This window comes from Colwellia sp. D2M02 (genome assembly GCF_018860755.1).
Classification (GTDB): domain Bacteria; phylum Pseudomonadota; class Gammaproteobacteria; order Enterobacterales; family Alteromonadaceae; genus Colwellia; species Colwellia asteriadis.
Genome location: NZ_JAHKPW010000058.1, coordinates 1 through 13,309 on the forward strand (window position 1 = coordinate 1; position 13,309 = coordinate 13,309).

Here is a 13,309-nt window from a genome sequence, read left to right on the forward strand (position 1 = left end):
GCCGATGACAGTCTCATATCATCGGCGTTTTTAGTTAATCTGAACTCGGTTTAAGAGATATTTAACAAGTTGAAATATTAGCAAAAATTACTTTTCTGAATCGCTGGCTTGATAGTTTTTCTTCTTTTTATATGATAAGCAAGGCAAACTTCGCGTCAATAGCTGGCCCATTGCAAGTAAATTTGACGAAGAAGCTAGGAAAAGTAGCTGCAAGAGAAACATTTGTTAAGCCGAACTCTGGTTGGTTAAGATAAAGCAGTAGCTAATGCTTACGGCTGTTTACACTAAAAACAAGGTGGCAGTCCCTAAAAAGGCAAAAATACCAACAACATCGGTAACCGTGGTAATAATTACACTTCCCGCTAAGGCTGGATCTATATTCATCCGCTTTAACAGTAGCGGAATAGCAACCCCAGCCAAACCAGCCGCTGTCATATTCATTAACATCGCAAAGGCGATAACGCCGCCTAGCATTAAATCTTGTTTCCAAATCGCCACTACACTGGCAATCAGCACTGCCCAAATAATGCCATTTAAAAAGCCAATAGCAACCTCTTTATTTAGTAATGCTCTGGCGTTACTACCACCGACATGACCAAGTGCCATACCGCGTATAACAAGTGTTAGGGTTTGGTTACCTGCAACACCACCCATGCTTGGCACCAAAGAATTCAGTACCGCTAAAATGGCGAGTTGTTGAAAAACCCCTTCAAACATGCTGGTAACTGCAACCGCAAGTAGTGCAGTAATCAGGTTAACGCCAAGCCATAATGAGCGTTGTTTAGTACTTTTAATAACGGGCGCAAAGGTGTCGGCCTCATCATCTAAACCTGCCATACTCATCATTGAGTGCTCGGCATTTTCACGAATAATATCAACCACATCATCAATGGTGATACGACCTAATAGATGCCCTTCTTCATCAATGACCGGCGCTGAAAACCAATCATGTCGCTCAAATAATTGGGCAACATCTTGCTCGTGCATATCGGCTTGTACCGCTTCAATTTCGGCATTAATTAAGGTTTTTATAATCACATTAGCCTTAGCGGTAACAAGAGCCGCTAAAGACACTGCGCCAATAAAGCGGTTATCTCGATTAACAACATAGAAGGAGTCGGTAGACTCAGGTAGCTCGCCTTTAAGGCGTAAATAACGTAATACTACATCAACGCTTACATCGGGACGTAAGGTGATTGTATCGGTATTCATAATACCGCCAGCGGTATCTTCTTCGTATGAGAGTGCTGCTTCAACTCGACTCCGATCTTGGGAGTCCATCGAATTTAGAACTTGCTTAAATACAGCATCAGGTAGTGTACGTAGTACTTCAGCAAGATCATCTACGTCCATGCCTTCGGCAACAGCAGCAAGCTTTTCGGGCTGCATGCTTTTAAGAATACCTTTTCGTACTTCTTCGTTAAGCTCTTCGAGTACGTCGCCGTGAAAGTCTGGGTCGATAAGTTGCCATAATACAGGGCGGCTCTTAGTGGTTGAAGATTCTAATATCAGAGCGAGGTCATAAGCGGGCATATGTTGCAAAAGCTTGCGAACATAAACAAACATGCCGCTACCTAATGCTTCATTAACTTGCTGTAATTTTTTTTGACTGTAATCTTGCTCTGATATCTCTGGCATAGCGGCCCTGCTCGTTAGTTCTAGCGGTCTTAAGGTATCGCTTTAACTCAAGCGAATATTTAGCTGTGGGAAAGTCTCCTTGGAAGTTGTACTAAGTTTATCGTAACGTAGTGTTTTTATCAGCTATTCTGTGATTATTTATTATAAATTATGCAATAAAATTTGTGGCTTAGCTTATTCATCTTCGTCAAATTTATCAGATATTAGCTGGCATATTTCTGCTAAAGCGAGCTCTGCATCATCACCTGTTGCGGTTATATTAACCGACTTACCTTTTCCGCCAGCGAGTAACATCAACGCCATAATACTGTTTGCATTCGCTTCTTTCTGATTTAATTCTAAGGTGATATCAGCACTAAATTTTTGACTTAATTGGGCGAGTTTGGTTGCGGCTCTTGCATGTAAACCTAGTTTATTACAAATAGTGACGGTTTGTTGGTGAGTGGTCATAAATCTTCCTTATTACTCAATTATTAATGTCGCTATTTCTTGCTAACCATAGCTAAAGCTGGCCTATTTAGGTTGATTTTACGTCGATATCTCGGTGATGAGTTTGTACATCATCACGCTCTTTGCGAAAGTTTTTTGCTAATAATTCTGCAATATATACTGAGCGGTGTTTACCGCCGGTACAACCTATTGCTATGGTGACATAGCTACGATTATTGCGCTCTAAGTGTGGTAACCAGGTCATCATAAAGCTATTTATTTGCCAAACAAACTTAGTGACTATTGGCTGACTTGCTAGAAAATCTTTCACCTCTTGGTTTTGACCTGTGTGCTCTTTTAAGTTTTTTTCCCAAAAAGGGTTCGGTAAAAATCGTGCATCAAATACATAATCAGCATCAACGGGGATGCCATGTTTAAAGCCAAAGGATTGAAAAACAAGTACCATAGTACCGGTTTTCTTACCTAAAATGCGCTCCCTTACTAAGTCAGCTAGTTGGTGTGGAGACAATTGACTGGTATTAATGTATAAATCAGCGCTCACTGAAATTGGCTCGAGTAATTTTTTCTCTAAGGTAATTGCTTGATCTAGTGCTAAGTTTTCTTTAATCAGTGGGTGAAGACGACGGGTTTCACTGAAGCGGCGAATTAAATCGTTATCATCAGCATCAAGAAATAAAGTGGTTACGTCAACCGCTTTGGGTAAGTACGCGATTATTTCTGGAATATCTTGTGGATCTTTCGGTAAATTACGTACATCTAAACTAACCGCAACAGTTTCATAATCGTTAATTACGGTATGAGTTAAGGCCGGTAATAAGTTTACCGGTATGTTATCAACGCAATAATAACCTAAATCTTCAAGCACTCTTAGCGCAACCGATTTACCTGATCCTGAGCGGCCACTGACGATAATTAATTTCATTTTACGCTTTCCCCACAACTCATTAGCGTTTAACTTGCTTGTTGAATAACATCGAACAGTTCTTGGTTGCTAGTGCACTTACGGACATTCTTTATGACCTTTTTATCACTAAATAATTTAGCAATACTTTGTAGCGTATTAAGGTGCTCTTGGCAGCTATCTTCAGGAACAAATAGACTGATAAAAACATCGACACTGCGGTTGTCAATAGCATCAAAGTCAATGGCGTTTTCGGTTGTAACTAGTACCGCCACCGCTTTACTGCTATTTGGCAAACGACCATGAGGTATCGCTATGCCATTTCCAATACCTGTGCTACCCATTTTTTCTCTATCAAGTAAACTATCGAGTAGTTCGTCTTGATCGAGCTCGGTAACCTTATTAGCGGCTAATTGGCAAATCTCTTCTAAAATTCGCTTTTTACTGGTGGTTTTTATTGCACATAAGGTACAGTCGAGGGTTAAAATCTCTGATAATTTCATAAATTGCTAAAAGTAAGTGGAAGAGCCCATAGATTGGGCTCTTATATTAAGGTGATTTAAGGCTTTATGCTACGCGACTTTTGTCGAATTAATGTTGCGCTGCTTTGCCTTTGTGTTTAAGAATTTGCCTATCTAACTTATCAACTAAAGTATCAATCGCGGCATACATGTCAGTATTAATAGCCGAAGCGAATACTTCACCGCCTTTTATATGAAGGTTTGCCTCTGCTTTTTGCTCAAGCTTTTCAACGGTTAAGATAACATGAGAGTTATTTATTTGATCAAAATGTCGCTCTAGCTTAGTAAACTTAGTATTTACATACTCACGAAGCGCATCAGTAATGTCGACATGGTGACCGGTAAGATTGATTTGCATAAGCGTTATCCTTTTGATGAGTTACTTAAAGTAAGCTTTTTCGTTGATTTGAAGGAGGAATAGATAATGACTCTCTATATTTAGCTATTGTGCGTCTTGCAACGTTAATACCTTGTTCGGCTAATAAGTCAGCCATTTTACTATCACTCAACGGTTTAGCAGGTGTTTCTGCCAAAATAAGTTTCTTGATTAGCGATCTTATTGCTGTAGAAGAACACTCTCCACCATTCTCAGTACTGACATGGCTTGAAAAGAAGTATTTAAGCTCAAAAATACCACGAGGGGTGTGCATGTATTTTTGCGTGGTAACACGTGAAATGGTTGACTCATGCATTTCAACGGCTTCGGCAATATCGTTCAGAACCATTGGACGCATAGCTTCTGGACCATGCTCTAAAAAGCCTTGCTGGCGTTGTACAATACAGTTCGAAACTTTTAATAAAGTATCATTGCGCGATTCTAAACTTTTTATAAACCATTTTGCATCTTGTAAATTGGCACGAATGAATTGCCCATCAGTAGAGGACTTCATACTCTTGCTCATTGCAGCATATTGCTGATTTATGCTGAGCTTAGGTGCGGTATCTGAATTTAGTTCAACCACCCAACGACCATTTTTTTTCTCAACGGAAACATCAGGAATAACATACTGATCATCGCCAGTAATAACCGCATCACCTGGTCGAGGGTTTAAGCTCTGAATTAAGCGCATTACTTCACGTAATTGATCTTCTTTTAATTTCGTTTTGCGCATTAATTGGCGGTAATCTCTATTGCCAAGTAAATCAATATGCTCGCTAATAATTTTCTTACTTTCAGCTAAATAAGGAGTGTTTTTATCAAACTGGTTTAATTGAATGAGTAAACACTCAGGTATTGAGCGTGCTGCTACGCCGACAGGATCAAACATATTGATGCGTTTTAATACTGCTTCAACTTCATCTAATTCGACGTCTTCAATACCAACACTTTCTAGAATATCTTCTGAGGAAACCGTTAAGTAGCCAGCGTCATCTACCGCTTCAATAATGGCGGTTGCAATAGTGCGGTCGGTATCTGAAAAAGGGGTTAATTCCATTTGCCATAACAAATGACCTTGAATTGAGTCGGTCGTTTCTCCTTGGTAAGTGTAATCTTCACTTGCGCTGCTCACAGCTCCTGTATTAGAAACGCCTGCGCTGTAACTTTCTTCCCAAGTAGTATCAATATTCAATTCTTCAGGAATATCACTTTTCTCTAGCGCTTCACTAGTACTTATTTCGTCAATATTAGCCTGTTGGTCTTCACTACCATCACTGCTGTTATTATCACTTTGTGCATCATTAGAGTTTGCAGAGAATGCATCTTCTAAACTATTTTTTTCGTCGTTGCTATCGCTTTGGCTGCTTTCGTCAATTTCTAATAACGGGTTGCTCTCTAGCACTTCTTGAATTTCTTGTTGTAACTCTAACGTTGATAATTGCAGGAGCTTGATAGCTTGCTGCAATTGTGGCGTCATGGTTAACTGTTGTCCAATACGGAGCTGTAATGTAGGGCGCATCGATGTTATGTGGTTTCCTGTTATTATTTTTAATGGTTATGGTGTGACCAATAACCCATTGAACACGTTTTTCTACGATTCGGATTGATACTATAACTATAGCGTGAATTGTTCGCCAAGGTATACATCTCTTACTTTTTGATTGGCAAGAATTTGATCCGCATCACCTTGAGCGATAATTTCACCATGACTAACAATATAAGCATGTTCACACACATCTAACGTTTCACGTACGTTATGATCAGTTATTAATACACCAATTCCTCGTTGCTTTAAGTGTATGATGATTTTTTTAATGTCGCCAACTGAAATCGGATCTACACCGGCAAAAGGCTCATCAAGTAAAATAAATTGTGGATCGGCGGCTAATGCTCGTGCTATTTCTACGCGTCGACGCTCACCACCAGATAAACTCATGCCCAAGTTATCGCGAATATGACAAATATTGAACTCTTCTAATAAGTGCTCTAGTTTTTCTAGGCGCTGTTGTTCGTTTAACTCTTTGCGTATTTGTAAAATAGCCATGATGTTATCAGTTACTGAAAGCTTGCGAAAAATTGACGCTTCTTGTGGTAAGTAACCGATACCTTGTCTTGCTCTTTCATGCATAGGCGATAATGTAACGTCTTGGTCGTTAAGTATTATTTGCCCATCATCGTTAGGTACAAGCCCTACTATCATGTAAAAAGAGGTGGTTTTTCCTGCTCCGTTAGGTCCAAGCAAGCCAACAATTTGCCCAGTGCTGACGGCTAAGCTAACATCTTTAACAACTTGTCGGTCTTTGTATGACTTAGCAAGTCCACTAGCAACTAATGTATTAACCTTCGACACTTGAGTCACCTTCTTCTTTAGTCGCTTCTCCAGGTGCTTGCTCAGTAGTCTCACTGACTGTCTTTGGCTCTTTATCAAGGTCGCTCTTAGCTTTATCTTTTAGTGCTTTTTGCTTTTTCAGTAAGGTTGGCTGTAATATGGTGGTGACTGTTTCGTTATTATTACTTTCGGCTTCAAGTTTCTCACTTAATGTATTATAAATAATTTTGCTGCCGCTAACTTCGCTACCTGCTTGTTTTACTACGGCATTTCCTGCCACAGTAATTATATTTAAGCTTGGTTGATATTTTATTTCATCGGCTTGTAAGCTAATTAAGCTGCCATCTTCAAGCTCTTGCTGAAATAAAGCGGGAGAGCCTTTAGCTAAATAGACATCAGACTTTTCATCGCTGTTTTCATCTTTGTTACTAAAAACTTGTACTAAGTCTGCAGAAATCAAAATAGAGCCTTGTCTGATACTTACACTACCTAAGTAACTCGCTATTTTATTTTTTAAATCGGCAGCTGTTTTTTTAGAGTCAACGGTGATCTCTTGATTTAAGTCTTTTTTGGCAGCATAAACTACGTTAAGTGACGCTGTGAAAAACAAAGCGCTACCAAGTAATAAGCTAAGTGGCGTATTAAATTTTTTATTCATGATTTTTCTTATAAAGGGTACGTACATGTTCAGTTAGCGTCATCTGTTTAGTGTTTAAATCGATAATCAGTCCAGAACCATACATGGTAAAATCTTTACCGATTATTACAACGGTTTGATCTGAACTAATAATATTTGTATTTAAGTCTAGCTCTAAATACTTACAATGAACTTCTTCTATTAAACTATCTTGTTCGGTTGATTTTAAGCGGACACGGTGATTCAACACGACTCGGTTATTTTTATATAATATCGCTTCTTTTGCACTCGCTTTCCAAGGTGCCTTACTACTTTTAGGGTATAACGTATAATTGGGTAACTCAAAGCGTGTTAATTCTTGCTTTGAATAATGCTCCATACGATCTGCCTCAATAGTATGAGATAATTTCCCTAAGTCAGTGTAGATATTACTTTTTAAAGCCTCGGCAATAAAGTCAGGTGTTTCTTCACTATCAATAATATCGTCTGGTTGAACAAGTTCTCCTTTCCAAACGATAATGCCATATATAGTGGCACTTAATACTAAAATAAAAAAGGCTAGGCTGTTTAACCTATTCATACACTAGCGCCCGTAACACATGTTAAGGTGTTTTGACTTTGCATGATTAAGTCACACACTTCTCTTACTGCGCCAAAGCCACCGCGTGTAAATGTTATGTAATTTGCAGCTTGTAGCGTTAAAGGGTGAGCGTCTTGTACAGCTATGCCTAATCCTACCGCGTTAATACAGGCAATATCAGGTACATCGTCACCAATGTAAGCTATTTGTGTTAACGGTAAATTAAGTTCAGTTGCAAGGGCGGTTAACGCGGGTAACTTATCTTCTTGCCCTTGAATAATATGTTTAACATTTAAAGCCGTCATACGGTTCTTTACGATAGCTGAATTGCGGCCAGTAATTATTGCTACGGCTACACCAGAACTACCAAGTGACTTTATGCCTAAGCCGTCTTTGGTGTGAAAAGCTTTTAGTTCTTCACCATCATTACCTAAGTAAATACGACCATCAGAAAAAACTCCATCGACATCGCACACTAATAGTTTTATGTTTTTAGCTTGTGCTAGGGTGTGACTGTTAACTTCGCCATATAGAGTATTCAATTACAGCACTCCTGATTTTAATAAGTCATGCATGTTCATTGCACCAATTGGTTGATTTAATTCATTGACGACAATTAAACCATTAATTTTATTATCTTCCATTACCTTTAACGCTTGCGCAGCTAGCATATCAGCATGAGCTGTACGAGGTTTTTGGGTCATAACGCTAGCAATAGTATCGTGATGGATATTCACTTCTTCATCAAGAATACGGCGTAAGTCACCGTCGGTAAACAACCCTGTTAGGACATTATTTTTATTAACAACGGCGGTCATACCAAGACCTTTGAGCGACATTTCTACCAGTGCATCTTTAATAAACGCAGTATCGGCAACCACAGGAATACGTTCTTCTTGATGCATAATATCTTCAAGGCGGAGTAATAAACGCTTACCTAAACTGCCACCAGGGTGTGATAAAGCAAAATCATCAGCGGTAAATCCTCGGGCATTGAGTAAAGCGACGGCAAGTGCGTCGCCCATTACTAAGGTTGCTGTGGTACTTGATGTTGGCGCTAAGCCAAGTGGGCATGCTTCGGTGCTTACTTTAATACAAATATGAGTGTCTGCTAATTTAGCGAGAGTTGAATCTGCATTACCCGTCATAGAAATAAGCTTGGCACCAATACGTTTAATTACGGGAATAATTGCGAGTACTTCAACGGTTTCACCAGAATTTGAAATAGTTAACACTACGTCGTCGCTAGTAATCATGCCTAAATCACCATGACTGGCTTCACCAGGGTGAACAAAAAAAGCGGGAGTGCCAGTGCTGGCTAATGTTGCCGCTATTTTCCCACCAATATGCCCAGACTTACCCATACCAATAACAATAACACGACCTTTACAGTGATACATTAGTTGGCAGGCAAGTTCAAAATCATCATCAATGTATTGTAATAATTCAGTAATCGCTTGCTGTTCTATATTGATAACATTTTTTGCTAATTGTTTAAAATTTTGCATGTTAGCTCGATTAATACCTGCTGATCCGTTAATGATGATTCTGTTAAGGTGGCTTGTACAGTTAGCGACACTTTTTAATTAAATAGTAGTACTTGATAAGCCGCGAAACTGATTAATAATAAAGCCCCTTTACCACGGGTTATTCTAAAGTAACCTAACTTACGGCTAAAACATAAAATAAAGAGTAACAAAGTTACACCAAGCATGTAAGGCGCGTCACGTGTTGTTGCTAACGGGTCGATGTCTCCTGGTGCAATGAGTGCTGCAATTGGTAATACGGCTAAAATATTAAAAATATTGGAGCCAATAATATTACCTAGTGCTAAGTCGTCTTCTTTTTTAATGATACTGGCAATGCAGGCAGCAAGTTCAGGCAAGCTAGTACCAATAGCAATAATAGTAAGTCCGATAACTAAATCGCTAATGCCAAACTCTTTGGCAATGAACACTGAGGATTCAACTAAATAACCTGCACTTAATGGCAATACTACCATACCGATAACTAGCCAAAATATTGATGATTTTAGCGGCGCAGCAGGTGGTACATCTTTTTCTGCTTCTAAAATTAAAGGATCATCACTGGGCTTATCTTTGGTTTTTTGTAGGGTAATAAACAGTAGCGCAAGAATGTAAACGGCAAAGCCAATAACTAAAATGACCCCTTCAATAAAACTAAAGTGTTGATCATAAAGCACATAATAAGCGAGCGCGGTAACGCCCAATATGAGTGGAATTTCTCGTTTAACGGTTTGAGATGAAACCGTTAATGGTTTTAATAACGCGGTAACCCCTAATACTAATGCAATATTGGTAATGTTTGAGCCAATAGCGTTACCAATAGCGGTATCAACATTACCTTGCAAAGAAGCTGTTGCCGCTACCATCATTTCAGGTGCTGATGATCCCATAGCTACAATGGTTAAACCGATAATCATAGGCGAAACGCCCAAGTTTCTCGCTAATGAAGAAGCGCCAAATACAAATTTGTCTGCACTCCAAACAAGTGCAACAAGGGCAAGTAATAAAATAATAATTTGTTCTAACATGATAACTCCACTTTCGTAAGGTTAAATTGTCGCTGGTTGTGAACTAAAACAAAAGCAAATAATGCCCGATGAAGAAAAAAAAAAGCAGATTGCTGCTGTTTTACGCAATTAACTCGCTAGCTAATGTAAAATAAAAGTAATAAATGATCATTTTCTTACAATTTAGGCCGCTAATCTTACATTAAATTGTCCTTTAGCTTACTTTTTCTAATGAACAATTGCCGCCGCTCAGGTAAAATCAATTGATATTCTGAAGAATTTTTATTGCTGTTTCCGTGTCTTTAACAAAACACAACTTATAGCGAATAAATTAAACAACATTGATGTTAATTAAATGCCCAATTCTGAACAGCCTGAAAAATTAGTACAAATCGAAAACCTTACCTTTAAACGAGGTGAACGTGTTATTTACGATAATATTAGTTTGTCTATTCCTACTGGAAAAGTTACTGCCATTATGGGGCCTAGTGGTATCGGAAAAACGACACTGCTACGTTTGATTGGCGGGCAAATAAAACCTGAATCAGGCAATATTTATTTTGCTGAACATAATATTCCCAAATTATCACGTAATGATCTCTACGAAGTACGTAAACGTATGAGTATGTTATTTCAAAGTGGTGCGCTATTCACCGACATGAGTGTTTACGATAATATTGCTTTCCCTATCCGCGAACATTGTAATTTACCAGAATACTTAATTGAAAAAATTGTTTTAATGAAGCTAGAGGCCGTAGGGTTGCGTGGTGCCAAACACTTGCAGCCAAGTGAACTTTCAGGTGGCATGGCTCGAAGGGTTGCCTTAGCGCGCGCCATTGCTTTAGATCCTGAATTAATTTTATATGATGAACCTTTTGCTGGCCAAGACCCGATCTCAATGGGGGTAATTGTACGTTTAATTCGCTCTCTTAATGATGCGCTTGGTCTAACGTCGGTTGTTGTCTCGCACGACGTACCCGAAGTGATGAGTATCGCAGATTATATTTATATTATCGCGGATAAAAAAATTATTGGTCATGGAACGCCAGAGCAAATTCGCCAAGCAACTTCTCCTTTAGTGCAGCAATTTGTTCGTGGTGAAGCGGACGGAGCTGTGCCGTTTCATTACGACGCGCCAAATTATAAAGATGAACTCATTAAACCAAGTAGTGCTGGAGGTGCTAAATGATAACGCAAATACAGCAACTTGGTCGAAATACGCTGGGCGTTATCAGTGGTTTAGGGCGAGCAGTAATGCTATTGGTTTCTGCGTTAATGCATGTGCCAAATTTTAAGAAAGGAACCCCCTTATTAATTCAGCAATTACACAGTGTTGGTGTAATGTCACTATTGATCATCATCGTGTCAGGGGCATTCATTGGCATGGTATTAGCGTTACAAGGTTATACCATTTTAGTGGGCTATGGTGCTGAAGCAAGTTTAGGGCCTATGGTCGCGCTTTCTTTATTACGTGAATTAGGTCCTGTGGTTGCGGCGCTTTTATTTGCGGGTAGAGCAGGCTCCGCACTTACGGCTGAAATTGGCCTAATGAAAGCTACTGAGCAATTATCAAGTTTAGAAATGATGGCTGTTGACCCGCTGAGACGCGTTATTGCGCCACGTTTTTGGGCTGGCTTTATTGCACTACCTTTACTTGCCGCTATTTTTTCTATGGTTGGTATTTTAGGGGCGCATTTAGTTGGTGTTGACTGGTTAGGTGTTGACGGCGGTACCTTTTGGTCGGTAATGCAAGGACAGGTCGATTTCCAAAAAGATATTCTTAATGGTGTGATTAAGAGTGTGGTTTTTGCTTTCGTGGTTACTTGGATAGCGGTATATAAAGGTTACGATTGTGAACCAACATCAGAAGGTATTAGCAGAGCAACGACCTCAACGGTTGTACAGTCATCTTTATTAGTTTTATGTTTAGACTTTATTTTAACGGCTTTAATGTTTGCAAGGTAAGCCATTTTAAAAATAAATAGGTTAAATAGGTTAGTTTAAGTTCAATAGTATAGCTACAGTAATGTAACCCCCGTTACCTTATATTAGTTGGCTACTATTATTAATTTGTCATTTATAGGTAATTAAGGCGTTGGTGAAGACATGGTGTCGAAAAAAACAGAGTTATTAGTTGGAATATTTGTAGCGTTAGGGATTCTTGCCTTATTAATGTTATCACTGAAAGTGGCTAACACTGGTATTTCAGGAGGAGGGGAAACTTACCAACTTCAAGCAAAGTTTGATAATATTGGTGGTCTGAAAGTACGCTCACCAATTAAGGTTGGTGGCGTTGTAGTGGGACGAGTGAGCAAAATATCATTAGCGAATGATGATTATACTCCCGTCGTTACATTAGATATTTATACGCAATATAATAACTTTTCTGAAGCAACTTCAGTGGCTATTTTAACTTCAGGGTTATTAGGTGAACAATATTTAGGGATTCAGCCAGGCTTTGTTGATGAGTCTTTAGATACATTAAAACCAGGTGACTTTATTGAAGACACTAAACCTGCATTAGTTTTAGAAGAGTTAATAGGTCAATTTTTATTTAGCCAAGGAAGTGGTGATGAATAACATGGTAAGCAATACAGTGAGTAAAGCAATGACATTAAAGAGCATTCTTTGTGCAATAGCACTAACATCAGTAAGTTATAGTAGCCAAGTGTTTGCAATAGGTGAGCAAGCAGAAGAAGCAACAAGCCAAAGCGCTAGTGCAAATCTTGTTGATCAAAAAAATCCTTACAAAATGATTGAAGAAGTAGCAAGCCTTACCTTTAAACGCTTTGCTGATGAACAAGAAAATATTAGAAAAAATCCTAATATTCTTAAAGATATTGTTCGTGAAGAGTTGATGCCTTATGTGAATTATCAATATTCAGCGTTTAAAGTAGTAGGACAGCACTTAAGAAATACCACTAAAGAAGAGCGCAGTGAATTTGTCCCTGTTTTTAAGGAGTACCTAATTACTTCTTACGCGCAAGTTTTTACACTCTATGATAATCAGCAAGTTATTTTTGAACGTGAGAGAGACTTTAAAGATAATAAAATTATTGCTGTTAATACGCGTGTTATTATGCCTGGGCGTGATGATATTGATGTTTCTTTTAAAGTGCGAAGAAACACTAAAGACGATACATGGCAAGCATTTGATATGATTGCAGAAGGTGTAAGCTTACTCGACTCTAAACAAGCCGAGCTTGGCAGTATTATTAGGCAAAAAGGGTTAGCCTACGTTACTGAGTTATTAAAAAAGAAAAGTGAACGTAACATTGTCTTCAAAGACGGCGCAGATAAAGACGCTGTGGTTGATAGCTTTAATGATGAAAAAGGTTAGC

At 38.8% G+C, this 13,309-nt stretch carries 16 protein-coding genes; 4 read left to right on the top strand and 12 right to left on the bottom strand.

Going from position 1 to position 13,309, the window contains the following annotated elements:
- Nucleotides 1-279 precede the first annotated feature (279 nt).
- From mgtE to KO495_RS09505, 12 genes are all read right to left on the bottom strand, one after another.
- Nucleotides 280-1,638: a magnesium transporter gene (gene mgtE, locus KO495_RS09450; RefSeq protein ID WP_215980157.1), complete on the bottom strand. Its 1,359-nt coding sequence runs from the start codon at nt 1,636-1,638 to the stop codon at nt 280-282.
- Nucleotides 1,639-1,812: 174 nt separating this feature from the next.
- On the bottom strand, nt 1,813-2,088 hold the full coding sequence (locus KO495_RS09455; RefSeq protein WP_215980158.1) for an HPr family phosphocarrier protein: 276 nt from the start codon (nt 2,086-2,088) through the stop codon (nt 1,813-1,815).
- 67 nt (nt 2,089-2,155) lie between these two features.
- Entirely contained in the window at nt 2,156-3,010 is an 855-nt protein-coding gene (gene rapZ / locus KO495_RS09460) for an RNase adapter RapZ (RefSeq protein WP_215980159.1), read from the bottom strand.
- A 29-nt stretch (nt 3,011-3,039) separates the two neighbouring features.
- Nucleotides 3,040-3,492: a PTS IIA-like nitrogen regulatory protein PtsN gene (gene ptsN, locus KO495_RS09465; RefSeq protein WP_215980160.1), complete on the bottom strand. Its 453-nt coding sequence runs from the start codon at nt 3,490-3,492 to the stop codon at nt 3,040-3,042.
- An 88-nt stretch (nt 3,493-3,580) separates the two neighbouring features.
- Nucleotides 3,581-3,868 (bottom strand): ribosome hibernation promoting factor, encoded by a 288-nt coding sequence (gene hpf, locus KO495_RS09470; RefSeq protein WP_215980161.1) that lies wholly within the window; start codon nt 3,866-3,868, stop codon nt 3,581-3,583.
- Between the two features lie 25 nt (nt 3,869-3,893).
- The gene (locus KO495_RS09475) at nt 3,894-5,408 is read right to left on the bottom strand and encodes an RNA polymerase factor sigma-54 (RefSeq protein WP_215980162.1); all 1,515 of its coding nucleotides are present in this window, start codon (nt 5,406-5,408) and stop codon (nt 3,894-3,896) included.
- 96 nt (nt 5,409-5,504) lie between these two features.
- Nucleotides 5,505-6,248 carry an LPS export ABC transporter ATP-binding protein gene (gene lptB / locus KO495_RS09480; RefSeq protein ID WP_215980163.1) on the bottom strand — a complete coding sequence of 248 codons (744 nt, stop codon included), beginning with the start codon at nt 6,246-6,248 and terminating at the stop codon, nt 5,505-5,507.
- Nucleotides 6,226-6,876, bottom strand: coding sequence for a lipopolysaccharide transport periplasmic protein LptA (lptA, locus tag KO495_RS09485; RefSeq protein WP_215980164.1), 651 nt, complete (start codon nt 6,874-6,876; stop codon nt 6,226-6,228). Before lptA ends, lptB begins: the two co-directional genes overlap by 23 nt.
- On the bottom strand, nt 6,869-7,435 hold the full coding sequence (lptC, locus tag KO495_RS09490) for an LPS export ABC transporter periplasmic protein LptC (RefSeq protein ID WP_215980165.1): 567 nt from the start codon (nt 7,433-7,435) through the stop codon (nt 6,869-6,871). The genes lptA and lptC overlap by 8 nt, the downstream gene beginning before the upstream one ends.
- Nucleotides 7,432-7,977, bottom strand: a complete 546-nt coding sequence (gene kdsC / locus KO495_RS09495) for a 3-deoxy-manno-octulosonate-8-phosphatase KdsC (RefSeq protein ID WP_215980166.1) — start codon at nt 7,975-7,977, stop codon at nt 7,432-7,434. Before kdsC ends, lptC begins: the two co-directional genes overlap by 4 nt.
- The gene (locus KO495_RS09500) at nt 7,978-8,943 is read right to left on the bottom strand and encodes a KpsF/GutQ family sugar-phosphate isomerase (protein WP_215980167.1); all 966 of its coding nucleotides are present in this window, start codon (nt 8,941-8,943) and stop codon (nt 7,978-7,980) included.
- Nucleotides 8,944-9,017: 74 nt separating this feature from the next.
- Entirely contained in the window at nt 9,018-9,989 is a 972-nt protein-coding gene (locus KO495_RS09505) for a calcium/sodium antiporter (RefSeq protein ID WP_215980168.1), read from the bottom strand.
- A gap of 334 nt (nt 9,990-10,323) precedes the next feature.
- Between KO495_RS09505 and mlaF the strand changes: the two genes are divergently transcribed.
- From mlaF to KO495_RS09525, 4 genes are all read left to right on the top strand, one after another.
- Nucleotides 10,324-11,157: a phospholipid ABC transporter ATP-binding protein MlaF gene (gene mlaF, locus KO495_RS09510; protein ID WP_215980169.1), complete on the top strand. Its 834-nt coding sequence runs from the start codon at nt 10,324-10,326 to the stop codon at nt 11,155-11,157.
- Nucleotides 11,154-11,933, top strand: a complete 780-nt coding sequence (gene mlaE, locus KO495_RS09515) for a lipid asymmetry maintenance ABC transporter permease subunit MlaE (protein ID WP_215980170.1) — start codon at nt 11,154-11,156, stop codon at nt 11,931-11,933. Before mlaF ends, mlaE begins: the two co-directional genes overlap by 4 nt.
- Nucleotides 11,934-12,074: 141 nt before the next feature.
- The gene (mlaD, locus tag KO495_RS09520; protein WP_215980171.1) at nt 12,075-12,548 is read left to right on the top strand and encodes an outer membrane lipid asymmetry maintenance protein MlaD; all 474 of its coding nucleotides are present in this window, start codon (nt 12,075-12,077) and stop codon (nt 12,546-12,548) included.
- Nucleotides 12,541-13,308, top strand: a complete 768-nt coding sequence (locus KO495_RS09525) for an ABC transporter substrate-binding protein (RefSeq protein ID WP_215980172.1) — start codon at nt 12,541-12,543, stop codon at nt 13,306-13,308. Before mlaD ends, KO495_RS09525 begins: the two co-directional genes overlap by 8 nt.
- Nucleotide 13,309: the final 1 nt, after the last annotated feature.

Bases quoted from the DNA above. Each gene is read 5' to 3' on its own strand.
- mgtE (WP_215980157.1), bottom strand. From the start codon at position 1,638: ATGCCAGAGATATCAGAGCAAGATTACAGTCAAAAAAAATTACAGCAA.
- KO495_RS09455 (WP_215980158.1), bottom strand. From the start codon at position 2,088: ATGACCACTCACCAACAAACCGTCACTATTTGTAATAAACTAGGTTTA.
- rapZ (WP_215980159.1), bottom strand. From the start codon at position 3,010: ATGAAATTAATTATCGTCAGTGGCCGCTCAGGATCAGGTAAATCGGTT.
- ptsN (WP_215980160.1), bottom strand. From the start codon at position 3,492: ATGAAATTATCAGAGATTTTAACCCTCGACTGTACCTTATGTGCAATA.
- hpf (WP_215980161.1), bottom strand. From the start codon at position 3,868: ATGCAAATCAATCTTACCGGTCACCATGTCGACATTACTGATGCGCTT.
- KO495_RS09475 (WP_215980162.1), bottom strand. From the start codon at position 5,408: ATGCGCCCTACATTACAGCTCCGTATTGGACAACAGTTAACCATGACG.
- lptA (WP_215980164.1), bottom strand. From the start codon at position 6,876: ATGAATAAAAAATTTAATACGCCACTTAGCTTATTACTTGGTAGCGCT.
- lptC (WP_215980165.1), bottom strand. From the start codon at position 7,435: ATGAATAGGTTAAACAGCCTAGCCTTTTTTATTTTAGTATTAAGTGCC.
- KO495_RS09500 (WP_215980167.1), bottom strand. From the start codon at position 8,943: ATGCAAAATTTTAAACAATTAGCAAAAAATGTTATCAATATAGAACAG.
- KO495_RS09505 (WP_215980168.1), bottom strand. From the start codon at position 9,989: ATGTTAGAACAAATTATTATTTTATTACTTGCCCTTGTTGCACTTGTT.
- mlaF (WP_215980169.1), top strand. From the start codon at position 10,324: ATGCCCAATTCTGAACAGCCTGAAAAATTAGTACAAATCGAAAACCTT.
- mlaE (WP_215980170.1), top strand. From the start codon at position 11,154: ATGATAACGCAAATACAGCAACTTGGTCGAAATACGCTGGGCGTTATC.
- mlaD (WP_215980171.1), top strand. From the start codon at position 12,075: ATGGTGTCGAAAAAAACAGAGTTATTAGTTGGAATATTTGTAGCGTTA.
- KO495_RS09525 (WP_215980172.1), top strand. From the start codon at position 12,541: ATGAATAACATGGTAAGCAATACAGTGAGTAAAGCAATGACATTAAAG.